This window comes from Novosphingobium sp. BF6 (genome assembly GCF_058273105.1).
The window spans coordinates 535,145-560,000 of the sequence record NZ_CM177776.1; the positions used below are offsets into that span (position 1 = coordinate 535,145).

General features: G+C 66.3%; 23 protein-coding genes. 1 reads left to right on the forward strand and 22 read right to left on the reverse strand.

The genetic code is table 11. The annotated features are described in order from the left end of the window. From AC4D6D_RS17755 to AC4D6D_RS17820, 14 genes are all read right to left on the reverse strand, one after another. On the reverse strand, window positions 1-1,002 hold the full coding sequence (locus tag AC4D6D_RS17755) for a type II secretion system F family protein (RefSeq protein WP_491328384.1): 1,002 nt from the start codon (window positions 1,000-1,002) through the stop codon (window positions 1-3). Continuing rightward, complete coding sequence (locus tag AC4D6D_RS17760) at window positions 999-2,381, reverse strand: TadA family conjugal transfer-associated ATPase (protein WP_491328385.1); 1,383 nt, start codon at window positions 2,379-2,381, stop codon at window positions 999-1,001. Before AC4D6D_RS17760 ends, AC4D6D_RS17755 begins: the two co-directional genes overlap by 4 nt. A 1-nt stretch (window position 2,382) precedes the next feature. After that, window positions 2,383-3,582, reverse strand: a complete 1,200-nt coding sequence (locus AC4D6D_RS17765; RefSeq protein WP_491328386.1) for a CpaE/TadZ family protein — start codon at window positions 3,580-3,582, stop codon at window positions 2,383-2,385. 9 nt (window positions 3,583-3,591) lie between these two features. After that, window positions 3,592-4,224: a TadE/TadG family type IV pilus assembly protein gene (locus AC4D6D_RS17770; RefSeq protein ID WP_491328387.1), complete on the reverse strand. Its 633-nt coding sequence runs from the start codon at window positions 4,222-4,224 to the stop codon at window positions 3,592-3,594. Further along, window positions 4,221-4,706, reverse strand: coding sequence for a TadE/TadG family type IV pilus assembly protein (locus tag AC4D6D_RS17775; RefSeq protein ID WP_491328388.1), 486 nt, complete (start codon window positions 4,704-4,706; stop codon window positions 4,221-4,223). Before AC4D6D_RS17775 ends, AC4D6D_RS17770 begins: the two co-directional genes overlap by 4 nt. A 2-nt stretch (window positions 4,707-4,708) precedes the next feature. Then, window positions 4,709-6,268 (reverse strand): TadE/TadG family type IV pilus assembly protein, encoded by a 1,560-nt coding sequence (locus AC4D6D_RS17780; RefSeq protein ID WP_491328389.1) that lies wholly within the window; start codon window positions 6,266-6,268, stop codon window positions 4,709-4,711. Between the two features lie 19 nt (window positions 6,269-6,287). Beyond that, window positions 6,288-6,590, reverse strand: coding sequence for a hypothetical protein (locus tag AC4D6D_RS17785; protein WP_491328390.1), 303 nt, complete (start codon window positions 6,588-6,590; stop codon window positions 6,288-6,290). Then, complete coding sequence (locus tag AC4D6D_RS17790; RefSeq protein ID WP_491328391.1) at window positions 6,580-8,097, reverse strand: type II and III secretion system protein family protein; 1,518 nt, start codon at window positions 8,095-8,097, stop codon at window positions 6,580-6,582. The genes AC4D6D_RS17785 and AC4D6D_RS17790 overlap by 11 nt, the downstream gene beginning before the upstream one ends. Continuing rightward, window positions 8,087-8,992, reverse strand: coding sequence for a Flp pilus assembly protein CpaB (cpaB, locus tag AC4D6D_RS17795; protein ID WP_491328392.1), 906 nt, complete (start codon window positions 8,990-8,992; stop codon window positions 8,087-8,089). The genes AC4D6D_RS17790 and cpaB overlap by 11 nt, the downstream gene beginning before the upstream one ends. A gap of 73 nt (window positions 8,993-9,065) precedes the next feature. Continuing rightward, window positions 9,066-9,257, reverse strand: a complete 192-nt coding sequence (locus AC4D6D_RS17800; protein WP_147218102.1) for a Flp family type IVb pilin — start codon at window positions 9,255-9,257, stop codon at window positions 9,066-9,068. 753 nt (window positions 9,258-10,010) lie between these two features. Beyond that, a complete protein-coding gene (gene chrA / locus AC4D6D_RS17805; RefSeq protein WP_491328393.1) occupies window positions 10,011-11,207 on the reverse strand; it encodes a chromate efflux transporter in 1,197 nt (398 codons plus the stop codon). Window positions 11,208-11,501: 294 nt separating this feature from the next. Then, window positions 11,502-11,978: a DUF3237 domain-containing protein gene (locus tag AC4D6D_RS17810; protein ID WP_491328394.1), complete on the reverse strand. Its 477-nt coding sequence runs from the start codon at window positions 11,976-11,978 to the stop codon at window positions 11,502-11,504. 28 nt (window positions 11,979-12,006) lie between these two features. After that, a complete protein-coding gene (locus tag AC4D6D_RS17815) occupies window positions 12,007-13,404 on the reverse strand; it encodes an aldehyde dehydrogenase (protein ID WP_491328395.1) in 1,398 nt (465 codons plus the stop codon). Between the two features lie 228 nt (window positions 13,405-13,632). Further along, window positions 13,633-14,286, reverse strand: a complete 654-nt coding sequence (locus AC4D6D_RS17820; RefSeq protein ID WP_491328396.1) for a response regulator transcription factor — start codon at window positions 14,284-14,286, stop codon at window positions 13,633-13,635. A 108-nt stretch (window positions 14,287-14,394) separates the two neighbouring features. Here AC4D6D_RS17820 and AC4D6D_RS17825 point away from each other — a divergent pair, with 108 nt between their 5' ends. Then, window positions 14,395-15,027 carry a response regulator transcription factor gene (locus AC4D6D_RS17825; protein ID WP_491328397.1) on the forward strand — a complete coding sequence of 211 codons (633 nt, stop codon included), beginning with the start codon at window positions 14,395-14,397 and terminating at the stop codon, window positions 15,025-15,027. A 7-nt stretch (window positions 15,028-15,034) separates the two neighbouring features. Here the strand turns inward: AC4D6D_RS17825 and AC4D6D_RS17830 are convergent, their stop codons facing one another. The 8 genes from AC4D6D_RS17830 to AC4D6D_RS17865 all read right to left on the reverse strand — a co-directional run bounded on the left by AC4D6D_RS17830 (window position 15,035) and on the right by AC4D6D_RS17865 (window position 24,854). Continuing rightward, window positions 15,035-17,944 carry a sensor histidine kinase gene (locus AC4D6D_RS17830; RefSeq protein ID WP_491328398.1) on the reverse strand — a complete coding sequence of 970 codons (2,910 nt, stop codon included), beginning with the start codon at window positions 17,942-17,944 and terminating at the stop codon, window positions 15,035-15,037. A gap of 114 nt (window positions 17,945-18,058) precedes the next feature. After that, window positions 18,059-18,766 (reverse strand): YoaK family protein, encoded by a 708-nt coding sequence (locus tag AC4D6D_RS17835; RefSeq protein WP_491328759.1) that lies wholly within the window; start codon window positions 18,764-18,766, stop codon window positions 18,059-18,061. A gap of 115 nt (window positions 18,767-18,881) precedes the next feature. Then, the gene (locus AC4D6D_RS17840) at window positions 18,882-20,258 is read right to left on the reverse strand and encodes an alginate export family protein (RefSeq protein ID WP_491328399.1); all 1,377 of its coding nucleotides are present in this window, start codon (window positions 20,256-20,258) and stop codon (window positions 18,882-18,884) included. Beyond that, window positions 20,251-20,679, reverse strand: a complete 429-nt coding sequence (locus AC4D6D_RS17845; protein ID WP_491328400.1) for a DoxX family protein — start codon at window positions 20,677-20,679, stop codon at window positions 20,251-20,253. Before AC4D6D_RS17845 ends, AC4D6D_RS17840 begins: the two co-directional genes overlap by 8 nt. Window positions 20,680-20,682: 3 nt before the next feature. Continuing rightward, entirely contained in the window at window positions 20,683-21,591 is a 909-nt protein-coding gene (locus AC4D6D_RS17850) for a glyoxalase (protein ID WP_491327995.1), read from the reverse strand. Window positions 21,592-21,798: 207 nt separating this feature from the next. Beyond that, window positions 21,799-23,646, reverse strand: coding sequence for an amidohydrolase (locus tag AC4D6D_RS17855; protein ID WP_491327994.1), 1,848 nt, complete (start codon window positions 23,644-23,646; stop codon window positions 21,799-21,801). A 107-nt stretch (window positions 23,647-23,753) separates the two neighbouring features. Beyond that, window positions 23,754-24,026 carry a DUF1427 family protein gene (locus AC4D6D_RS17860; RefSeq protein WP_491327993.1) on the reverse strand — a complete coding sequence of 91 codons (273 nt, stop codon included), beginning with the start codon at window positions 24,024-24,026 and terminating at the stop codon, window positions 23,754-23,756. Between the two features lie 168 nt (window positions 24,027-24,194). Then, a complete protein-coding gene (locus AC4D6D_RS17865) occupies window positions 24,195-24,854 on the reverse strand; it encodes a hydrolase (protein ID WP_491328401.1) in 660 nt (219 codons plus the stop codon). Between the last annotated feature and the right edge of the window lie 2 nt (window positions 24,855-24,856).

The window sequence follows — 24,856 nt, forward strand, 5'->3', positions numbered from 1 at the left end:
TCACACCTTGATGTCCGTGATGCGGCGGATGGCGAGGATGCCGATGGCGTAGAGCGCGAAGAGGCAGGGGAAGCCGATCGTGAAGATGCGGTCCTGCGCGACTTCGATGTAGAAGGCGGGGTTCATCAGGAACATGCTGACGAAGGTGAACACCGGCAGCACCGTCAGCATCCAGCCGGTCATGCGGCCTTCCGAACTGAGCGCGCGGACCTTGAGGAACAGCGCGGCGCGCTCGCGGATCACTTTGGTCAGGTTCTCGATGATTTCCGCGAGGTTGCCGCCGGTCTCGCTCTGGACCGAGACCGAGACGACGAACATGCGGATGTCTTCGAGGTCCCAGCGCTCGGCCATGGCGGCGAGCGCGTCGTTGAGTTCGGCGCCGTAGGAAACTTCGTCGGAGACGAGGCCGAATTCCGATCCCACCGGATCGTCCATTTCCTCGGCGACGAGGGCGATGGCCGAGGCGATCGGATGCCCGGCATGGAGCGAGCGCGAGAAGATGTCGAGGGCGACGGGGAACAGTTCCTCCATCCGCCGCCGCCGCTTCTGGGCCTTGCGGTTGATCAGCAGCAGCGGCAGGCCGAAGGCCAGCGACGCCCCGAAAGCGAGGACAAGCTGGAGCACGCCCAGCGTCACCGTCCTTCCTGACAGCGAGACCAGGAACAGCGCCAGGACCACCACGGCGGCGAAAGCGAGACCCATGCGCAGCAGGATTTGCCGGGCATCGATGCGGATCGCCGCGACCATCAGCGTGCGCACGAAGGCGACATGCGCTTTTTCCAGCCATCCCGCATCGGGCGAGAGGCGCGGCGGCGCATTCTTGAGCAGGGTATCGGCCACGCGGTCGCGGTCGTGCCCGGCATGGAGCATCCGCAGACGCTCGTTCACCGCCGCGCGGTCGGCCCGATATTGCCAGCTCAGGCGCAGCAGCACCTGGGCGATGAGGAACACCGCCGCGAAGACCGCGACCATGGTCACGAGCCGGACGAGGACGGCGCTCATGCCTCCAGCCTTGTGGTCGGGCGGAACAGTTCCGGATCGAGATGGATGCCGTGGGCGGCGAGGTCGGCCATGAAGCGGGGGCGGATGCCGGTGGCCTCGAAGTGGCCGGTCACGGTTCCGCCGTCCTCGCGGCCGGTGCGCTGGAAGCGGAAGATTTCCTGCATGGAGATCGTCTCGCCTTCCATGCCGGTGATCTCGCTGAGCGAGAGAACCTTGCGCTTGCCGTCGGGCAGGCGGCCGATCTGGAGCACGACATTGATGGCCGAGGCGATCTGCGCCCGCACCGAGCGCGGCGCGATGTCGATGCCGCTCATGCCGACCATCTGCTCGATGCGCGAAAGCGCGTCGCGCGGGGTATTGGCGTGGATCGTGGTCATCGAGCCGTCGTGGCCGGTGTTCATGGCCTGCAGCATGTCGAAGGCTTCGCCGGCGCGGCATTCACCCAGGATGATCCGGTCCGGCCGCATGCGCAGGGCGTTCTTGACGAGTTCGCGCTGGGTCACTTCGCCTTTGCCCTCGATATTGGCGGGCCGGGTTTCCAGCCGGGCGACATGTTCCTGCTGCAATTGCAGTTCGGCGGAATCCTCGATGGTGACGATCCGCTCGTGGCTGTCGATGTAGCTCGACAGGGCATTGAGCATGGTCGTCTTGCCCGAGCCCGTGCCGCCCGAGATGATGATGTTGCGCCGGGCGAGCACGACCGCCTGCAACACTTGCGCCATGGCCGGGGGCATGCTGCCGAGATCGATCATCCGGTCCATGCCGATCGGCTTCTTGGAGAACTTGCGGATCGAAAGCAGCGCGCCATCGATCGCCAGCGGCGGCACGATGGCATTGACGCGCGAGCCGTCCGGCAGGCGGGCATCGACGAAGGGCGAGGATTCGTCGACACGGCGGCCCACGGCGCTGACGATCTTCTGGATGATGCGCAGCAGGTGGCGGCTGTCCTGAAAGCGCGTGCTGACCTTTTCCAGCACGCCGAACCGCTCGACGAACACGGCATCGGGTCCGTTGACGAGAATGTCGTTGATCGTCTCGTCCTTGAGCAGCGGTTCGAGCGGCCCCAGCCCCAGCAGTTCGTCGAGCACTTCCTCGCAGAGCAGCAGCCGCTCGGCGCGGTTGAGCATCTCGCTGCTGTCTTCCAGCAGTTCGGTGATGATCGCGGAGACTTCGCCGGCGATCGTCTCGCGCGGCATCTTCTCCAGCACCGAAAGATTGATGCGATCGAGCAACTGGCGGTGGATGTGGATCTTGAGCGTGGAGACTTGGCCCGCCGCCTGCTCATAGGGCTCGCCGAGCGGCTTTGCGGGCGCCGTGCCCGGAATCGGCAGCTCGGCGGTCCGGTCGAGGTCTCCGGGCGATCGACGCAGTTGCCACATGTCAGTTCTCCCCTCGCAGTAATTCCGTCCTCAAAGCTTCGCCCAGCGCGCGGATGTCGGCTGCAAAGCGGCTCTTGCGCTGGACCTGGCCCACGAGCCGTCCCTGCCCCTGCGCCGCTGCGACCTGCGGCGCATCCAGCGCAATCGTGGCGAGCACCTCGTGACCGAGCGTGCGGGCGGCATCGGCAACGTCGATCGTGCGGAACAGGCGCTTCTCGGCGCGGTTGACGACGATGGCGATCGCCTCCGGCTCGATCCCGACCGAGGCGAAGAGGTCCAGCCGCCGGCGGGCCTCGCGCAGGCTGGCAATCGACAGTTCGACGATCAGCACGATCGCTTCGGCACCGGCGGCGGCGGAAAGGGTCCAGTTGGTCCAGTTCGCGGGCAGGTCGAGCACGACATGGTCGAAGCGCTGGCGCAGCAGGTGGACGACGCGCAGGAGCTGGTCGGTATCGACGGCCTCCAGCGGCATGATCGCCTCGGGCGCGGCGATCACCGAGAGGCCCTCGCCCGCCGCGGCGAGGACCGATGCCAGCAGTTCCTCGTCGAGGCGATCGCCCGCGGCCAGAAGATCGTTGAGATCGCCCCGCGCGGTGACGCCCAGATAATGGCCGACGTCTCCGAACTGGAGGTCCAGATCGACGATGACCGTGCCCCTGCCGCCAGCCTTGTGCGCGGCCAGATCGGCTGCGAGATGGGTGGCGATCGAGGTCGCGCCGCAGCCGCCGCTGGCGCGGGTCACGGCGACGACCGGCGCCAAAGTGCTCGTCTGCGGGGCATGGACCTGCTGGCGCGCGGCGGTATCGAGCGAGATCTGGAGGATCTCGTCGAGATCGAGCGGGAGCGCCACGACATCGCGGATCCCCTCGCGCACCAGCGTCCGTACCAGCGCCACGCTGGCATCGCTGATCGCGGCGACGACCGGGAGATCGGGAAACGCTTCGCAGACTTGGGTGAGACGGGCGATGGACCGCTGGTCTTCGGGGCAGACCTCGATTACGGCCATCGTCATGTCGCTCAGGACATGGGCCGGGACAAGCGCGTGCGGCGCCATCGCCAGCAGGTGCAGGCCCAGCACGCGTTCATTCCTGCCGTCGGCCTCGAAGGCCGCGATCGCGGACTGCGAGGCGACGACGAGGATCGCGGCGCGTCCGGTTCTGCTCCGGCTGTCCACTTGGTCGAGGTGCACGTTCTTGCCCATGAGATGCGCCTAGTTGGAGACCGTGCCGCTGCCATCTTCCATGGTCAGCGTGTAGGCGAAGGTTGGCAGGGGGACCTGCACCGCGAAGATCGCAGTGCTGATCGGCTTGTAGCTCAGATTGCGCAGGCTGACGGTGGTGAGCGGCGCCACGTCCGGGCCGTTGGGATCGCCCGCGAAGCCGAGGCCCGACCAGCCGTAGGTCACGACGACATTCCCGGCGGCGATGCGCGGGTCGATCTGCTTCATGCGGTTCACCAGCGTGGTGAAGGCCGTGTTGTTGGCAGTCAGCGGGAAGGCGCAGGAGCCGCCGGCTGCGCACGTGCAGCTCGCGCTCGTGCCGCTGCTCTGGCAGGTAACGCCGGGAAAGGCGCTCGCGCCCACCGTCGTGCCTTGCGGGATTCCGCCGGAACTGGCGAAGCTGTAGCTCTGCAAGCCGCTGGCGATCATGTCGGTGGCCACCGCCCAGCGCGCGCCTGTCTGGGTGGCCTTCTCCGCCTGGTTGATGCGCCAGGCATAGAGACCGGCATCGATCGTGCCGAGGATCAGCAGCACGAGCAGCGGCAGGACCAGCGCGAATTCCGCCGCGCTCGCTGCCCTGCGATCCTGTGCGAAGGCGCGTATCGAGGCGCGAACCCGGCTCACAGGCCCGCCACCGGGCTTTGCGCCGAAGCGTTGAGCGTGCGCGAAGTCGCGCTGAAGCCCAGCGTCCCGAACAGCGAGGGATAGGGTACCTGCGCGCTGATCTTCACTTTGGGCGCATTGCCGGAAACCACCGAATAGAGGCCGCCGGTGCCCGAGGCACACGTCACAGCGATCGTCACCTGGGCGTTGGTCCAGCCCGGTACCGTCGGCGAGCCGCCGGTGAGTTGCCCCGTCCGCGCGAGGTTCTTCACCGCCGTGCCGTTGCCGCTGAAAGTCGAGGGGCAGGCATAGTTGCTGAAATCGAGGCGCGCGGCATAGCGCGCGGCGTCGCGCACCCCCTTCACCACGCGGTGCTCGCAGACCATGTACCAGCCGCCCTCGATCGCCGCGAAGAGGAGGATCAGCGCCAGCGGCAGCAGCAACGCCATTTCGGCGGCGGCGGCACCGGAGCGATCCCGGCGGAAGGAAGGGCGCGGGCGCATCGTCACTTCACCAGGTACGGCACGTCGCGCCGGATCATCTGCGCGGCGGTGCTGCCGCCGCCGCTGCCGAGCGAGGTTTCGCGGATCACTTCGACATAGACGTCGCTCTGCTCGGTCAGCTTGGTGGAGCCGTTCTTGCGGGCGACCGAAGGTTCGACGAGGAACACGTCGATCCACTTCTGCACCTGTACGCCCGAGGACGCGCCGCCGATGCCCTGCGACTGGCAGTTGATCACCGCTACCGAGATCACCCGCCGATCCGCCGCCGTACCGCCCACCGGCACGCCGGGGGCCTGGCAATAGGGCTGCGGGCGAGAGGTATTGCCGCTGTCGACCTGGTTCTGCAGTCGGGAGCCGGCATTGGCCGCCTCGTACTGATAGACCTGGTAGCGGGTCGGCGTGGCGGTGCCGAAAGCACCGGCGATATCGAAAGTCGCGGCGTAATTGGCGCTGTTGGTCTTGAAGTAGGCGTTGCGATCCCAGTTGCCGTCGCCGATCTGCCCCTTGGCGCAGCTGCCGGTCAGGCTGACGGCGTGGCACATGTCGCGCGGATAGCCCATCGGCGAGAGTCCGGTGATCTGCGCCGCAGTCAGCGGGGTCGAAGCCGAACCGGGCGCATAGGGATGCGGCGCCTCGTGCCAGCCGTTGCCATTGCCGGTCTGAAACGCACAGTTGCCGGTTCCGCCCTTGTGCATCAGATCCTTGCGGGTGTTGGCGGAAGGCGGGCAAAGGCCGTTGCCGTTGCCGCAGGCCTGGTTGAGGCCATTGGCATAGACGTCGAAGCGGGTGTTGAGCGCATCGAGCACGCTGACCTGCACGCCGGGCTTGGTATCGACGCCGTCGATGCCGAGGCAGTCGCCGGGGATTTCGCTGCGACCCAGCGTCTGGGCAATGGCCTGGGCGCCGTTGCCTGCGTTGGACTGAAGGTATCCGAAGTTCCCCGGCCCATAGTTGCCGCCACCGTCGTTGGCGATCAGGCGAACGCCCTTGCCGATATAGTTGGCGGTGGTGAAGGCGGCATCGCTCGCCTCGGCAGGATTGCACATGAAGACCGGCGGCACCTTGCAGATCGACGATCCGATTCCCGCCATCGCGCTGGCCTTCGCGGTGCCGTGGAGCAGTCCGCCGACGGGCGTGAGCGCATAGTCGACACTGCGTGCGGCGACATCGAGTTCGATATAGCGCGCATTGGCGTCGCTGGTGGCGGCCTGGGTGGCGGCACGATTCTGCCAGAAGCGTACCGTCCCGGTGGCGTCGCAGGCGCTTTCATTGGCGATCGCGATAGTGTGGGTGCTGGCGAGGATGGTGGCGTTCGTCACCAGCCCGATCGCGGCAGCGGCGGCCCGCGAGCAGGCACCGCTCCGGCCGTCGAGCTGGGTCGCTCCGGCCAGCGCGGCCTGATCGGCGCCGTTCTGCAGCTCGCTGTCCATCCCGGCAAGCCGGGCATAGTCGAAGCCGACGCCGCCGACCATGATCAGCGCGAAAAGCGACAGTCCGTATGTGGCCGCAACGGCGCCGCTCTGGTCGGCGATGAAGCGGTGGAAAGGCGCGGGGCTGATCATGGCCGGGGCTCCGGGGCACTCAGTTGGGGCCGGACCCGCCGGCGGCGGAACCGGCAAGATCGCGGCTGGTGCGGACGCGTTCGGGCTGCTTCACCTTGTCGGTGCGATAGCGCTCGACGGCAGCGGCGGCGTGGGCGGCGCTGCCCTCCGGCACGGCGGTGTCGTAGTGCGGATCGGGATCGATGATCTGCGCGGCCATCGTCTGGCGATTGGCCTCGCCGAAGTTGTCCTTGCCGCCCATGTAGAACTTGCCGTCCGGCGTGGCGCACCCGGTGACGAGCAGTGCCAAGAGGAGCGCGGGAAGCCTGCGGTCAGAAGTCATAGCCGTCTCCCTTCGGCGGGGTCGTGGAAGGTTGGGCGCCTGAATGCTCGGTCGGCGCCAGCGGCTGCGGGGCATAGGCCTGCCCGGCGAGGAAGGTGTTCAGCTCGCCCGGATCGGCGACACGATCGGTCGGCAAGCGCACTTGCGAAGGCTTGATCGGTGCCACCAGATGCGGCGTCACCACGATCAGCAGTTCGGTCTCACCCTTCTGGAAAGCGCTGGAGCGGAACAGCGAACCGATGATCGGCAGCGAGCCGAGAATGGGCACCTGGCTGACTGTCGTCTGGAAGTCCTTCTGGAGCAGGCCCGCGATCGCGAAGCTTTCCCCGTCGCGCAGTTCCAGCGTGGTGCTCGCCCGCCGCGTGCGCAGGCCGGGGATGGTGATGTTGCCCACGGTGATCGAGGCGGAAGGATCGAGCGCGCTCACTTCGGGCTCGACGACGAGGCTGATCGTCTTGTCGCTGAGCACCGTGGGCGTGAAGCCCAGGCTGACGCCAAAGGGCTTGAACTCGACGGTGATCGCCTGGTTGCCGTTGCTGGAGTTGCTGCTGGCCTGCGCCACCGGCACCGGGAACTCGCCGCCCGCCAGGAACGAGGCGCGCTCGCCCGAGAGGGCTATCAGCGTAGGCTGGGCCAGGGTCTTGGCCATCCCCCGCGATTCCAGGGCATTGAGCGTCGCGTCGATATCGAGCCCGCCCAGCGAAAAGACCTTGCGGAAGATGCCGAAAGTATCGGTGATCGCCGCCAGTCCAAGGACACCGGCATTGCTGGTGGAGGTCACTTGCGTCGACCCGCCGCCCGGTAGAGGAACAGTCGTCGTCGTGGTCGCACCGCCCGGAACCAGTTGTGCGCCCTTGCCGATCGCGCCCGAGAACGATCCGCCGCGCGACTGGAAGAAGGCGCTGACGCCGATCTCCTTGCCGGTCGAACGGTTCACTTCGGCGAAGCGGACTTCGAGCATGACCTGCTGGCTGGAGCCGACCGACAGCAGGTTGACCACTTTGTCGCCGGCAAAGGCGCGGGCCAGCTGCATGGCGCGGTCGGCATTGCCGGGGCTGCTGACCATGCCGGTCAGGACCACGGAGTCGTTGGATATCCTCGCCTCGATCGGATCGCCCGGAACGAGCTGGCGGAGCTGGTCGCCCAGCGCCTCGACATCGGGGCCGACGGCCACGTCAAGGATCGAGATCACCCGCCCTCCGCCGTCGTAAAGCGTCAGGCTTGTCGTGCCCATCTTCTTGCCAAGCACATAGATCGAGCGATCGGTGACCGGCAGGATATCGGCGATATCCGCGCTGCCGACCATGGCCTTGGCGATCGGGCGGTCGGCACTGACGACCTGGCTCTTGTTGAGCGGCACGGCGAGCGTACCGGCGTGAAGGGACGGCGCGAGCGCGGCGGAACGGGCGGTCTGCGCACCGGCGCCGGAAGCGGTGAAGACGGGCGCGGCAAGGGCGATGGCGAAAGCCATGGCGCGGGCGGCGGCCCTGTTGCGATCAATAACCACTTTGCACCTCGTATTCGCTGCGTTCGTTGCCGCGGAACACGCTCATCAGCAGTCCGGCGCGGCGGGGCGCGGGCGTGTCGATCCGGGGCATCGTCAGGTTGACGCGCATCGGGGCGATACGGGCGGCGGGGACGGCAGGCGCGCTCGTACGGGGCGCGCCGATCCGATAGTTGCGAGCGGACAGCTGCGGCGGGATCACCGTCGAGGACGACGTCACGGTCGCATCGGCGGCATTGCGCAGCGCCAGGCTGAGAATGCCGAGCTGCTGCGAAAGCGCCAGCTTCTGCGCACCGAGCGTGTCGACCTGAAGCGTCGCGGTCTTGCCCACTGCGGGATCGGTGCTCTTGTCGTTGGCATCGATATCGACGGCAAGGACAGGGATCGCGGCAAGCACCACGTCGGTCATCTTGTCCTGGTTGCCTGCCCCGTCACCGGGCATCTGCCGGGTGAGCAGGACATCGACGATGTCGCCCGGCCGCACGAAGCCGCCTGCGGCGGTAGCGGCGCTGATCGGCACGGCCACCGCGAACTGGCCCTTGGGCAGGTTGGCGGAGAGGGTCGGGCGGCCGGACAGTTTCGAGACCAGCACCGGCTCTCCCCGGACGACGGCCCGTATGGTGGCCTGTCCGCCGCGGGTGGCATCGGCGATGGTCGTGAAGGCTCCGGCGGGAACCGAGATGGCGGGCCAGCCCACCAGCTTCAGGTTCTGCTCGTTGAGCACGGTGCCGAACGGAAGATCGGTGGCGGCGACGACGATGCGGGTCAGTTGTTGCTGCTGTGCGACTTGCGCCTGACGCTGCTCTACTCCGGAAAAGTAGGTATTCGCCAGGAAAGTTGCTCCGAGGCCGATCGTGACCGCGGCGCCGACGAGTAAAAGATTGCGCCCTTTTGCCATGGCACCTCTCCCAAGTTGCCCCCAGAGGAATGGCGAAGCCCCCGCCGCCGGGGCGGCGGGGAACGCGAAAGGATCAGGGGCAGCCGGTGGTGCTGCTGCAAGCGGTGATCTTGGTTGCCGCGCCGTCCATGGCGCCCTTGATCGAAGTACCCAGCGCATAGGCGGCAGTGCCGATACCTGCCCCGACGATGGCAAGGATGAGCGCATATTCGGCTGCCGAAGCGCCGGACTGATCGGAAACGAAATCGCGGATGAATTTGGTCATGGCGGACTCCCAGTTACAGGACCTCCACTGCCGGATACAGGCCGACAGGGTTTAAGGTTCAAGTTGGTGTACAGTTGTCCGAAGCAATCGCTGCGGCGTCTCGTGTCTCGACGAGAGATGTTTCGAGCCGCAACTGCGGTTCTGTGCGATCAATGCCGTATTTGTTCTGATTGGCCCCGATCGTCTTTTGCCTCTCCCCAGAGACGAACCAATGATCCTTTGTGAACGGACCAACGTCAACGGGAAAAGCCGAACTGATTTTTTAAAAACAAATTCAACTTGTTACCAGAAGGTAAGCGGTACCATTCCGGCAACATTTCATCAAAAACAGGAAAAGTTCCCCGTTTCGGCGCTAGCGAGCCTCAATTCGTCCCGAAACCGGACAGGAAATTAGGCGATTGCTAAGCCAAACGGATAGCCGAGCCATGCACTTTCGCACTTCGCTCATGAGCATGATTTTTCAAATCCCGGCGGCAGGTCCGGAAGTTTGGCTGACGCGAGACTTCAAAGTATTGAACAAGGATGATTTTGTTCCGAACTGCCATCGATCTCTGCCGCCGATAAGGCGGGTTCGTTCGGATTACCGGCATTTGCCAATTTAGTCGCACCTGCTTTCCGTCACGACGCCAGCCATTCAGAAGAACCGCTGCGTCTGGCTGGAGTGGCCCCGTTTCAGGAGCCGGGTCGGCGCGACTCGCGAAGAGCGAAAAGGCCGTTCCGGTCAGTCCGACAGGGCGCCGCCGCACGTGGTTTTCACGGCGCCTGATAAAACCCGGCCAGCGCGGAGACCGCCAGGATCGTCGGGATGACCCAGGCGCCCTTGAAGCGCCAGACCGCGACGAGCGCCACGCCGAACAGGGCTATGGCAAGAAACGGCTGCGACACGCGCGACGAGGCCGCCATGCCGAGTTGCACGAAAGTGGCTCCGATTATGCCGACCACGGCCGCCGCGACGCCCGACAAGGCTCTGTGCAGGGCCGGGTGCTCAATCACCGCCTCCAGCCGCTCGAAGAAAATCAGGGAAAAGGCGAAGGCAGGCAGGAACATGCCCGCCGTGATGGCAAGCGCTCCATTCAGGCCGCCGGCAACATAGCCGACAAACGTTGCAAAGATGACCAAGGGTGCCGGAAGAACGCCCGCTACGGCAATGCCGTCAAGAAATGTCGCATCGCTCAGCCAACCCCGCCCGACGGTGTCGGCGCGGACGTAGGGGATGGCGGTATAAGCGCCGCCAAAAGTCAGCAGCCCCCCCTTCAGGCCTGCCAGGAAGAGTGCAGCGACAGTGATCGACGCGGCCGCGTCAGGGATCGCGACGACCGTCGGGACGCGCGGAGCGTGGACTAGCCAGGCCGAAGCGATCAGCGTGAAGAACGCGATGACGGACGCCGCCACGGGGCGGTGTGAAAGACCATAGACGAGGCCGCCCGCCACGAGCGGCAGCCAGAACGGCGCTCCCGCCAATGTCGCCACACCGCTCGCGACCGCCACGATCCATGTCAGTCGATCCTCAAGGATATGCTGTCCGATCCGCACGACGGCCCGCAGGATAATGGCCAGAACGGCGATCTGAATGGCGAGGAGCGGGCCCGCCCATCCGACATGCCCGGCAATCTGCGTCACATAGATCCAGCCGGCTACGAGCATCAGAATGAATCCCGGGAGCATGAACCCCAGTCCGGCCAGCACGCCGCCCACGCGGCCGCGTGCCATAATGCCGAGATGCACGCAGAGTTCATGGGCTTCCGGTCCCGGCAACACCTGCAAGACCGCCAACAGCCGATTGAACCGTGCGCGATCGAGCCAGCGCTCGTCCTCCACGAGGGATTGTCGCAACATCGCGATCTGCGCAACCGGCCCTCCATAAGCGAGGCATCCGAAGCGCAGGAATTTCAGGAACAGACCTGGCAGAGTGATATGAGGAAAGTGGTCGGCTTCGAATCCGGCATCCATAAACGCTCCTTCGCCGCTGGCGCAGCCATGGAGCGGACTTGGACGAAAGCCGTCTGATCGGGCGTCCGCATCAGGCCCGTTCATTGGCATAGTAATCCATCGCTCTGGAGCGTCAATGACGCTTTGCTTACGTGCCAGAACCCCCGATTACAGCCGGAAGAGCACGGTGGGGGCAGCACGCTGAAGTCGCCCCCCTCGGCAGGCTGGCCAACGGCAGCGATCGCGATGGCACGAGACTGCTTCATGGAACCGTCAGCCGTTTTAGGGATCGTGGTCTCCGGCGTTAGGGCGCTCTCACCCTACAGCGAAGAACTCGACGACCACCTTGTCCGGCAGGCGCGTGCCCCGTGCCACGAAGACGGTGGCGGCAAGCCATTCATGCCTGCCGGGCGCGACGGTAAAGCGCGGCGTGGTTCGGAAGTAGTACTCGCCGGCATCTACCGGCTCGCCGCGCGTGATCCGTTCCGTCACATCTTCGCTGGCCACCCGCAGACCGGGGTTGTGCAATTCGATGGCCGTGCCGTCTTCCGCTTCGAGGAAGTAGCGCGCCTCCACGCGGGTGATGCCTTGCGGCAGGATCGTCTGCCAGTCGCCGCCGGACGGGAGGATCGCGGCCGTCAGTCGCGGCCCTTCCACACGCCCGCCGAGGATCGGGATGAAGCGTCTTCGCCCGCCTTCGATCATGCCGAGATCGACCGGCGGGCCGATCTCGACATGGGCCGTGAAAGCCGGGATCAGTTCGGGCGGCCGTGCAAAAGCCGGTTTGTCCATGCCTGCTCTCCTGATACCTGCGTCGCCGTCAGATCGGGAAGTGGCCGGGCTGGGTCTCGACGGTGATCCAGCGGGTTTCGGTGAAGCTGTCGATGCCCTGCCTGCCGCCGAAGCGGCCATAACCGGACGCGCCGACGCCGCCGAACGGCATTTGCGCCTCGTCGTGGACGGTCGGGCCGTTGACATGGCAGATGCCGGACTTGATCCGCCGTGCGACGCCCAGCCCGCGTGCGGTGTCCCGCGTGAAGACGGCGGCGGAGAGGCCGTAATCGGTGTCGTTGGCCAGTTCGATCGCATGTTCCTCGTCGCGGGCGCGGATCATCGCGACGACCGGACCGAAACTTTCGTCGCGGTAGAGGTTCATCGCCGCAGTCACGCCGTCGACCACGGTGGCGGGCATCAGCACGCTGTCCGCCTCGCCGCCGGTCAGCACCCGCGCGCCTTTGCCTGCCGCATCGGCGATCAGCGCGTTGACGTGATCCACGGTCTTGCGATCGACCACCGCGCCGAGCGGGGTCTTGCCCTCGCGCGGGTCGCCCGTCGCCATGGCGCCGACTTTCGCGGCGAACTTCTCCGCAAAGGCATCGGCCACCGCCTCGACGACGATGATCCGCTCGGTCGACATGCAGATCTGGCCCTGGTTCATGAAGGCTCCGAAGGCGGCTGCCTTCACGGCCTCGTCCAGATCGGCGTCATGCAGCACCACGAAGGGCGCCTTGCCGCCCAGTTCGAGCAGGCAGGGCTTGAGATGCTCGGCGGCGCGTCTGGCGATGATCTTGCCGACGGCGGTGGAGCCGGTGAAATTGATGCGCTTCACTGCAGGCGCATCGATCAGCGCGCCGACCACTTCACCCGCATCGGCAGGCGCGTTGGTGACGACATTGACGACGCCCTCGGGAAAACCGGCTTCGGCGAAGGCCTCGATGATCAAGGCATGGGTGCGCGGGCACTGCTCACTGGCCTTGAGGATCACGGCATTGCCGCAGGCCAGCGGCACGGCAATCGCGCGCACGCCCAGGATGATCGGGGCATTCCACGGAGCGATGCCCAGGATCACGCCCACCGGCTCGCGGATGGCCATCGCCAGGCAGCCCGGCTTGTCCGAGGGAATGATTTCGCCCGCGATCTGGGTCGTGAGCGAAGCCGCTTCACGCACGATGCCGGCCGCGAGGCCGAGGTTGAACATGGCCCAGCCGGCCGTCGCCCCGATCTCGCCCATCATGGCATCGACGAACGCGTCCTTGCGCGCTTCCAGGGCATCTGCCGCCCGGAGCAGCACGGCGCGCCGCGCGTTCGGCCCCTGCGCGGCCCAGGCAGGCTGGGCGGCGCCCGCACGCGCCGCGATGGCCGGCATCTGACCGGCAGTCATGGCCTCTGCGCTGGACGCGACATCTCCGGTCAGCGGGTTGATGCGCTCGAACTTCATGGCATGGATTTTCCAATTATTTAGCTATCAATTGTAGCATTAAATCATGCCATGCAAGGGGGAAGGTCGGCGTTAACGACAATCGGCACTGCTTGCCGGCAAAGCGCTGCCGTTGCCGCGATGATGGGCGACCATCTCGCGACCCCGGAAACGTATCGTGCCGAAGTGTCAGGTCAGGTACGACCAGCGACCAGTCCTGATCGGATATGTCAGACGAATAAGGCTTGATCAGGCTGCCAGAGACAGGGAAGCCCGAACAAGATCCGGTACAGACCGCAATTCCATTTTACGCATCATGCTGGAGCGATGGAGTTTGACGGTGATTTCGCTTATCTCCAGTTCCCATGCGATCTGCTTGTTCATCAGACCGCGCACGACGCCGTCCATGACTTGCTGCTCCCGCGGCGTGAGCTTTTCAAAGCGTTGGGTCACTGCCAGTCGAAGCTGCGCATTTGAACGACGCTTCGTATCGAGTTCCAGTGCGCACTGGACGGCCGAAAGAAGGTCTTGCCTCGCAAATGCACGCGGCAAGAAGTCCACGGCACCAGCCTTCATTGCGCGGACGGAAAGCGTGACGTCTGCGGAGTCCGAGATGAATATGACCGGCAGCGGCTCTCCCCGGCGCTTGAGCCGCTCGATCAAGTCCAAGCCTTCGGCGGCAGGCGAGCCGACGTCCGCCACGATGCAACTCGGGGCTTCGGGCAACGGGGCATCGAGCAGGGATCCGGCCCAGGCGAAACTCTCTGCGGCATAGCCTTCGTCGTTTAACAGGGTGCGCAGCCGCGAACGGGCGTCGCCGTCGGCATCGACGATCAGGATGCGGCCCGGTCGCGCCTTGTCATTCGCGAATTCGAACCTGGGTCGGCGGGTAGGATCGGTCATTCCACTGCTCCTGTAACGGGGAGGGAAATGGTCGAGAGTGAACACATCCGGCAATCCCCTCTTTTGAGGGGAATTGCCTAAGCCCGGCGGCCCGGCCTACAGAGAGCCATGGAATCCCAGGCTTTCACGTCGCCCGCCCGCATCGCCGTCGTCGACGACCATCCCTTGCTGCGCGACGGCATCATCGCGGTTTTCGCGACCCAGCCCGATCTGGAACTGGTCGGCGTCGGCGATGACGGAGAAGCTGCGGTCCGGCTCTATCGCGAGGTCCGGCCCGATGTGATGCTGCTCGACCTGCAGATGCCCAATGTCGACGGGATCGAGGCGATGACACGCATCCTGAGCGAGTTTCCCGAAGCACGCATCCTGGTGCTGACGACTTACTCAGGCGACGGCCGCGCGACCCAGGCGATCAAGGCGGGGGCTTCGGGCTATCTGCTCAAGAACAGCCTGCGCACGGACCTGCTGGACGCGATCCGGTCTATCCATCGCGGCGGAACCCATTTCGACATGCAGGTCATGGCACCGGCCGACCGCGAGGCAAAACGGCTGACCGCGCGGGAGAGCGACGTGCTGAACCTGGCGGCGGGGGGCAACTCGAACAAGCAGATCGCGGTGCGCCTGTCGCTCTCGGAGGAGACGATAAAGAGCTACATGAAAGCGATCTTCGCACGTCTGGGTGCCATGGACCGCACGCATGCGGTGGCGATCGCCGTGCGTAACGGGCTGATCGAACTTTGAGACGCGCTCAGCGATAGGCGATCTTTGCGGGCAGGGTCATACGGATCGACGTGCCCTTGCCGGCGGCATTGGCAATGGCGAAGGAACCGCCGAGGCGTTCGATGCGCTCGCGCATGCCGGTAAGCCCGAAGTGTCCCTCGCGCCCGCCCGCGGCGTGAATGTCCTCGGGCAGGCCGACGCCGTCGTCGAACACGCGCAGCGACAGGCGGTCGCGGGAGTGGTGGATCTCCACTTTAACTATCGTCGCCCTTGCATGCTTGACTGCATTGGCCAAGGCTTCGCCTACCGCGAGTTCGATCTCTTCGGCCACGGGCGCGCCGACAAGCTGTGCAGGACCATCGACCCGGATTTCCCATGCCAGTACATCGCCCACCACGCGCTCGGCACAGGCATGCAGGGTATCGGCAATGCACTTGGGTTCGGCATCCTCGCGCAGGCCGCGCACGCGCTCGCGGCCATGGAGAAGGACGTCGTCGGCCCGTTCCAGCGCTTCCTCGATAGCGACATGGGCGGGGGTGCCGGGCGTCGTCAGGTGCAGCACCGTCTGGAAGCGCAACATCAGGCCCTGGAAGCCTTGCAACAGAGTATCGTGCAGGTCCTGCGCGATGCGTTCGCGTTCGGCCACGCGTTCCTCGATACGGTCGCGCTGGGCCTTTACGGCCAGGCGGATACGCCAGCGGAACAACGCATAGATGCCGAGAGCCACCCCGGCCAACACGGCGAGGCGAAACCATAGGGTCTGCCAGAAGTAGGGTGCGATGACGAACGAGACTTCAGCCTCTCGCTTCGACCACGCCCCGTCGGCGGTCGCGGCGGTGACGTGGAAGCGGTAGGTTCCGGGGCCGAGGCCGGCGTAATCGACGCGGCGGCGGCTTTCGGCATCGACCCAGCCCTCGTCGACGCCGTCCAGCCTGTAGCGATAGCGGTTCCCTTCCGCATCGGCGAGGCTGAGGCCGACATAGGACAGGCTGACCCGCGTGGTGCCCGCAGGCAGGCGGGCGCCGGTCAGCGGATAGGCGTGCCCGTCCACTTCCGGTCCGGAGACGTGAACCGGCATGTCCGGCTGCTGCGCGGGGATGCGGGCAGGATCGACCTGCACCACCCCGGTGCCGGTCACGAACCACAGGCGCCCTTGCGCATCGACGGCGGCGTCGTTGGCGGAATAAGGCTCGGTTCGTGCCCGGATGACGCCGTTCTGGCCGTAACGGGCGCGGGGGATCGCCATGCCGGGGCGTGCGAAGGCGGCGTCGAGGTCGCGCGCGGCGACGCGGGTGATGCCGCCGGCCGAGATCAGCCAGTAATGCCCGGCAACCCGCACGATGCCCATGACGCCCGCGAGCCAGGGGTAGGTCTGCGCACTCAACTGCTGGACACGGCCTCCGCCGTAGCTGGCGTCGTAGCGGGCCAGGCCGGCCTCGCCGCCGATCCAGGTCTTGCCGTCCATCTGCTTGAGCATACGCACGAAGCCGACGCCGTTCTTGCTGCCTGCCTCGTCGTCTCCCGGCCAGAGCGGCGTCGTCCTGCCGTCATGGACGCGGGCGAGAAGACGCAGCGGCTGGTTGACGATGAAGGTCTTCGGGCCTGTGGCGACGAACGTGGTGGCGGGCGGCATGCTCTCGTCCTTGATCCAGCGCGTCCCCTCCAGTCGAAACATGCCGGAGGCGGAAACCGATTCCCACAAATGCCCTTGCGGATCGGAGGCGCAGGCCTGGCCGAACTGACGCTCCCGTTCGAGCGGGCCGATGATCCGGGTAACGGTGGACCCGCGCACGAGATATTCGTTCCGGTAGGTGAGGACGTAGGCGCCGACGCCGGTGACCGAGCAGACTTCCGCCAGGAGGCTGGAGCGCAGGATCAGCTTCGCCTTGCCGTCGACGATCCGGTACAGGCCCTCGTCGCCGCCGATGTAGAGCGAGCCGTCCGGCCCCGTTGCAATGCCGGTACGCACGCCCTTGATCTCGGTATAGCGAACCACCGGCGTTCGCACGAAGCGATGCAGGCCGTCCGGCGCACCGGCCCAGATGTTGCCTTCGGCGTCGCGCAGAAGGGTAGAGACCTGGACGGGATACGTCTCCGCCCGGCTCATCGAGAGGTCGCTGCCCGGCACTGTCGCCAGTCCGGAAGCATTTCCCGCGATCCACAGCAGGTTGTCGTCATCGAACAGCAGGTTGCGGATGCCGTCGCCGCCGCCCAGCGGCTCGCCGAAGGCCACGCCGGTCGGCACGAAGCCGCGTGGGCCGAGGCGCTGGAGACCGTCGCTGGAAAAGAACCACATGGTTCCGGCGCGGTCCTCGCGAAAGGCGGAGCCGAGATTCATCAGTCCCGGCACGACCTCGAACGTGCGGCTGCCGGGGCGCAGGCGCCGCAGTTCCGGATTGGAGGCGATCCACAAGGTCCCGTTGCTCTGGCGGAACAGGCGCACCAGCGGGCCGTCCACATCGATGATATCCCAGCGTCCGTTCACCAGATGGCGCATCTGCGACCCGAAACCGCTCCAAGCCGCCACCCAGATGCTGCCGTCCGGCGCCGCGATGATATCCGTGACGCGCCCGCGCGGCTTTTCCGGGTTGGCGCCGCGCAGCCTGCCGTCCTTGAGATGCGCGATACCGCCGAAAGCGTAGCCGACCCAGAGGCTGCCGTCCGGTGCGGCCGCCAGCGCCGTGATCTGGCGGGCGCGGAAATTGTCGAAGTCCTCGGGATCGATGCGTTTGAAGTTCAGTCCGTCGAACCGATAGAGACCGTCGCCCGAGCCGAGCCAGAGAAAGCCGTCGCGGGTACGGGCGACGGCACGGATGTCGGGCGGGGCGCCGTCCGCCAGCGACCAGTGACGGCTGGCATAGCCGGGAATTTCCGTTGCTGGCGAGGCCTGGGCGCCGGGCACGGCGATCGCCGCCGCCAGAACGGCGGCGAGAGACATTTTCCCGAGGGAAGGAAGGCCGGAAAGAGCACGACGGAGGCCACGGTTCGAACGCATCGCGGGCGCATTGCATGGCAATGCGCCCGCGACAAGCAAACGTTTGTATGGGAGCTCTCAGACGCGACGCGGCAGTGCGGCTTCGGGATTGCGGGTGAAGAAGAGAGTGGCGGCGAGGACCATGGCGCCGGCGAGGGCGAGGGGCACCGCGAGGCCGGCGTGGAGGAGCAGGAGCGCGCCCACGACGGCGCCGAGGAAGATCGACAGCACGGCACCGAAGCGGCGCAGGAAGTTGGGGGAAGTGGCGCGGCCGGTCATGTCGGCGGCGATGCCGGTGATGGTGAGCGTGAGCACGGTGGTGGTCAGGTCCGGCACCTTGAGCGAGCGGACGGTGGCGTTGCGCAGGCCCATGGCGAAGCCGGTGAGGACGATCACCGAGAGCACGGCGATCTCGGGGGCCTGGGCGGCGATATCGATCTTCGTCGAGATGGCGGCGGCGATCCATAGCAGCGCGGTCTCGATCGCGGCGGCCCAGAGCAGCCAGCGGCGCAGCGGCAGGTCGGTGTGCCCGCGGGCGAGGCGGCCACCGCCCCAGGCACCGACCATGAAGGCCAGCAGCGCCATGACCGCCGGGATGACCTTGAAGCCGGGCGCTCCCGCTGTGGCGAAGCCGAGGAACACGACGTTGCCGGTCATGTTGGCGGTGAAGACCTTGCCGAGGCCGAGGACGGAGGCGGCATCGACGAGGCCGGTCGTGGCGGAGAGCAGCAGCAGCAGGTGCGGCAGGCTGGACTTGAGGGGGGCGGCAGGGCCGTTGGCGGGCATGACGGTCATGTCGGTCTCCGAGGGGATTGGGGGAATGCCGGTGGTCTAGGGGGCGGCTGCTTTCTCAGGTATCCGAATAAGATCGTTCGGTTCGTTCGATGAACCTGAATTGTCTTCAGAACCGGAAATTGCTTTCGAGGCCGAGCATGTGGATCGTCTTGCCCGAACCGGTCTGCTTGATGAAGGCGCCCGGCGCGAAGGCGGAGAGCGAGGCGGAAAGTTCGAGTTCGGGCGTCGCCTGCCAGGCGAGCGTGGCTTCCACTTCCTTGCCGACGAACTTGGCGCGGCTGTCTCCGGCGTCTCGGATCAGATTGCCGGGAATGTCGTAGAGTCCGTCTTCGCGGGAGTAGCGCCAATAGGCCATGGCGGCGAAGCTGGCCGAGACATCCGGCGCCAGTTGCAGACCCAGCGAGGAATAGGCGTTGACGATGTTGTAGGGGCCGACCGGCGAGAGTTCGCCGAAGTACTTGCCCTTGGGGAACAGCGCGTTGAAAGTGCCGAGGCGCCTGTTCTGGCTGTTATCGTCGGACTTGTCCTTGTCGCCGCTCACCACATTGACGCGGACGGTAAGATCGGGGGCCAGCGGGGCGTCCGGGAAGGCGCGGCCGAGTTCGGTGCCCAAGGTCCAGGCCGAGATCGGGCCATTTGCAAAGCGGCCGAACTGGTAGACGCCCTCGACGTTCCAGTGCCAGTCATCCCGCGTGCCGTGCCAGCGCGCGCCGAGGCTGTGGCGGGTCTCGGTGCCGGAGCGGGTGCCCCAGTGGGCGGCCTCGTTGCGATAGCCGAGATAGTAAAGGTCGAGGCTCGGCAGTGCGGCATAGGCGCCCCACAGCGCCTTGTCGGGCGAGGTGCGGTCGTTGAAGTCGCCCTTGCGCGCCTGCACCGGCCTTACCGCCAGCAGGCTGACGGTGGCCGCGCCCAGCTTTACGTTCGCGCGCAGGCCATCGAAGGCAAGCGGCACGTTGGGGCCGTAGCGGGTGCCGATCAGCCGCTCGGTGCCGAGCGAGAGCATCTGCCGCCCGCCGCGCAAGGTAACCGGGCCGAGGTCGGCCTCGACGAAGCCTTGCAGCAGGTCGAGGCCGGTGCCGTCGACCGGACCGGGGGACGGCGCGACGCTCGCCGAGGTCGAGGCGATCGGTTGCACGAAGGCGCGCACTTTGCCGACATGCAGGTCCGCATAGGGCAGTGCGCGCAGCCAGACATAGCTGTCGTTCGGAGCCTGGGCGCTGCCCCAGAGGTTGTTTTCGAGGTTTTCGTTGCGCACGCGCAGTTCGATGCCGGTGGAGAGCCAGACGTCGTCGGTAATGGGAATGTACTTGAACGGGCCGGTCCAGTGATGCGCGCGCGTGTCGGCGTCGGCAAGGTCGGACCAGTCCTCGTCGTAGCGGGTGATCGAGAGGGTCGGCGCCTGCCAGGCCTCGGTAGGCTCGGCCTGTGCCGGAGTGGGCAGGAAGGCCGACGCGAGAACGGCAAGCGGAAGAAGCCTAGACACTGCGCTGCGCCCGGTAGCCGAGGATCGCGACGAGGATGAACCCGCCGACGAGGCCCATGTGCTCGAAGAAGGCATTGGTGGCGCCGAAGCGCTCGGGTCCGGCGGGCATGGCCCAGAAGGCATTGGCGAGGAGCGCGGCGAAGAAGGTGAACACGCCGAGCATGCCTGCGCCCAGCCAGACGAGGCGGCCCGTCAGGATCAGCAGCGGGCCGACCAGCTCCACCGCGATGGTGAGGGCGGCCCAGAGCGTGGGCGGGGTCAGGCCGAAGTGGGCCTGTTCCGCGACCGCGCCCTGCCAGTCGGTGAGCTTGGTCAGCCCGCCGACGAGGTAGGCGCCCACCAGCAAGAGGCGGGCAAGGAATGCCGTCGGCGCGAAGTCCAGCACCGATGCAACGAATTTGGGCGTACCGGTGCCGGACATGGCTCAGTTCACCTCGCCCGAGTGAACTTCGGCGATGTAGCCGCCGGGGAAGCGGACGATGGCGGACTGGCGCTTGCCGGTGGTGTAAGGGGCGACCAGCGTTTCCACGCCTGCCGCCGAAGCCTTGGCGAGCGTCGCGGCAAGGTCGCTGACCGCATAGCCGGTCATGTCGCGGCCATAGGGCCAGGGCAGCTGGCCGTCCGAGACGTAGACCACCATCTTGCCGTAGCCGCTGGTGAGCGCGACGCGGCGGATGGTCTTGCCGGGTTCGCCGATCTCGGCGCCATCGGCGGCCTTGTCGTCGGCAGTGACTTTGGCGTGGGCGAAGCCGGTCCAGCCCTTGATGAAGCTGTCGGCGGCATCGGCGGTCAGGTAGACGCGGTTTTCCGGCACGGTCTCAAGCGGCGCGTAGCTGGGCTTGGCGGTGTGCCAGTAGAGCTGCATGTTCACGCCGCCCGGCCACTGGATCACCGAATCCCGGCCGATCGGATCGGGGAAGGTTTCCAGACGGCGCACCGCGCCGTGGCTCCGGGCCGACTTCACCGCCGCGTCGAGGTCGGTCACCAGATAGCCGGTGCGCTCGTCGCCGAAGGGATAGGGGATCGGCGTCTTGAAGCCGAAGACCGAGACGGTGCCCACCGGCGTCAGCACGAGCTGCGACTTGGTGAGGCTCGTGGTCGGCGTCACCTGGAATTCGCCTTGCTTGCTGGTGGTGCCGCCGAAGGTGGCGACGAAGCTGGCAACGAAGGTGTCGAACTGGTCCTGCGGCACGTAGACGTGGGTGGTGTCGTACTGGGCGCCGACCGCATAGTCGGCCGCGGCGGCGGCGGCAGGCTTGGCGATGGCGGCGGGAACGGCGATCGGGGTGGCGGCGATCACGGCGGCGGCGAAGAGGAAGGCAAAGCGCTTCATCGAAAGTCTCCTGGCAAGCTCTGGGGGGCGCGTTTCATCGTCGTCCCGGACGGTCCGGCCCCGCCTGGATCGGTGGGAGCGGGCTTTCCGGGAGCGGTGTAGGGCGCAGACGAACAGCTATCGATCCGAATAATATCGTTCGACATGTTCGAGATTATGGAAATGTAGGTGATGCGGCCCCTCCCTACCGGAAGGGGCCGCATCGGATCAGACCGCCCAGCAGCCGCAGCCGAGCGAGCCCCAGAAGGTCTGGACATCGGCAGCGGGAACATTGGCACCGAGCGCGGCGGCATGGTCGTGGCCGTGGACGCCGCAGGAACTGGCGCAGCCGCAGGCCGAGGCCAGCTTCTGCTTGGCTTCCGGCGTCTGGTAATAGCCGCCGAAGGTGGCGACCGGCGACCAGTCGGGCATCGGGCGCGGCAGTTCCGGGGCGAGCGGGCGATAGTCGCCCTCGCCGTGGACCACCTTGCCGCCGAGCAGGGTCAGGATCGAGCGGATGTGGACGATCTCGTTGTCCGGCACGCTGAAGTAGTCGTCGGAGAGCAGCGCGAGGTCGGCCAGCTGGCCTGCCTTGATCTGGCCCTTCTTGCCCACTTCGTTCGAGAACCAGGTGTTCTCGTGCGTCCACATGCGCAGCGCCTTCTCGCGGCTGACGCGGTTGTCGCCGCGATAGAGCGAGAGGCCGCCCACGGTGCGTCCGGTGACCAGCCACGAGAGCGAGACCCACGGGTTGTAGCTGGCGACGCGGGTGGCGTCGGTGCCGCCGCCCACGGGGATACCGGCAGCCAGCATCCGGGCGATCGGCGGGGTGCGTTCGGCGGCCTTGGCGCCGTAGCGCTCGACGAAGTATTCACCCTGATAGGCCATGCGGTGCTGCACCGCGATGCCGCCGCCAAGCGCGGCGATACGGTCGATATTGCGGTCGGAAATGGTCTCGGCGTGGTCGAAGAACCAGTTGATGCCTTCGAGCGGGATGTCGCGGTTGACCTTCTCGTAGACGTCGAGCGCGCGGCCGATCGTCTCGTCATAGGTCGCGTGCAGGCGCCAGGGCCAGCGGTGCTCGGCGAGCAGGCGGATGACCGGTTCGAGATCGCCTTCCATGCTGGGCGGCATGTCGGGACGCTCGACGCGGAAGTCCTCGAAGTCGGCGGCGGAGTAGACCAGCATCTCGCCCGCGCCGTTGTGGCGATAGGTGTCGTCGCCCTGTCCGGGGCTGACCTGCTTCACCCAGCCCGAGAAGTCCGCCAGTTCCTCCTTCGGCTTCTGCGTGAAGAGGTTGTAGCTGATGCGCACGGTCAGCTGGTCGTCGGCGTGGAGCTTCTCGATGATGTCGTAGTCGTCGGGATAGTTCTGGAAGCCGCCGCCCGCGTCGATCACCCCGGTTACGCCCAGCGCGTTGACTTCGCGCATGAAGTGGCGGGTGGAGTTGAGCTGGTAGTCGGGCGGCAGCTTGGGGCCCTTGGCCAGCGTGGAATAGAGGATCGTCGCGTTGGGCTGGGCGAGCAGCAGGCCGGTGGGGTTGCCGGCGGCATCGCGCACGATCTCGCCGCCCGGCGGGTTCGGGGTGTCCTTGGTATAGCCGACGACGCGCAGGGCCGCCGCATTGAGCAGCGCCCGGTCGTAGAGGTGGAGGATGAACACCGGCGTATCGGGGGCGACGGCGTTCAGTTCCGCGATCGTCGGCAGGCGCTTCTCGGCGAACTGGTGCTCGGTGAAGCCGCCGACCACGCGGACCCACTGCGGGGCGGGGGTGTTGTCGACCTGCTTCTTCAGCATCGCCATCGCTTCGGCCAGCGAGGTCACGCCGTCCCAGCGCAGCTCCATGTTGAAGTTCAGCCCGCCGCGGATGATGTGCATGTGGCTGTCGATCAGGCCGGGGATCAGGCGGCGGCCCTTGGCGTCGATCACGGCGGCGCCGGGCGCCGCGGCCTCGCGCGCTTCCTGTTCGCTGCCCACGGTCAGGAACTTGCCGTCACGGATGACGACCGCCTCGGCCTGCGGGTTCTCGCGGTCGAGAGTGGTCACTTTCGCGTTGACGATGATCGTATCGGTCATGGGGGCTTCCTTGGAACGTGCGGTCTGGCTGGTCAGCAGGGAGGGCAGGAGCGAGGTGGCGGCGGCTCCGGCCCCCATAAGCATTTGCGTTGTCTGGCGGCGGGTAATCACGCCTCGCTCTTGTGGTCGGCGGTGCGGCAGGGGAACTTGTCTCCCGGCAAGCGGCCGAGAACATGCTTGCGGCAATCGGTCTGGACGAAGTGGGCGACTTCCTCGTGCGCCATGATCTTCTTCGCCAGCGGAACGATCTGCTCGCCGAGCAGGATACCGAGCAGCCCGATCAGGGCAATCATCGGCGGCGCCGGCGAACGAACGCCGAGGAGACTGTAGACCACACCCACCAGCAACCCGGCGGCAATCGAGAAAAGGTAGGCTTTCATGATGGAGGTCTCCTCGGAATTCCATTGTCCTCGTCCCCCGCCCTGGGAGCAATTCAGTATCTTCCAGTGTGACGGGGGAAGCGGCGTGAGATCAGCTGTTGAAGAATGGGACCGGAGGCCTTCGGTGAGGGCCGGATGAGAGATCGACCCCCGGTCCCGAACTTCAGATCAGTGACCGCCTTCTGAGGCGCCGAACATGGTCTTCGCATAGTTGATGCCGATACCGTATGCGCCGCCCCACTTCCTGGCGATGCCGGTGGTGCTGTCGTAAGTCTCGGTGCGGGCCCAGTCGCGCTGCAGCTCGAGCAGGTACTGGAGCGAGGTCATCGGCACGGCGCCGAGCTGGATCATGCGCTCCACGGCGCGCTCATGCGCTTCGGTCGAGATGTCGCCGCAGGCATCGGTGATGACATAGGCCTCGAAGCCCTGGTCGATGGCCGAGGCGACCGGGCCGACGATGCAGACCGAGGTCCAGAGACCGGCGAAGACGATACGCGGCTTGGCGATGCGGTTGATCTCGCAGATGACCGCTTCGTCTTCCCAGGTGTTCATGCTGGTGCGATCGAGCAGTTCCTGTCCCGGAAACGCATCGGTGATCTCTTCGAACATCGGGCCGGAGAAGCTCTTCTCGGCGACCGTGGTAAGAATGGTGGGAACGTTGAAGGACTTGGCGCCGCGCGAGATCAGGGCGGCATTGTTGCGCAGCAGCTCGGCGGAGATCGACTTGGTGGCAAACGCCATCTGCGACTGGAAGTCGATCAGGACAAGCGCGTGATTGTCAGGCGAGATCAGCGACTTGCCAGGGGTTGCGGTAGCGGTGAGCGTCATTG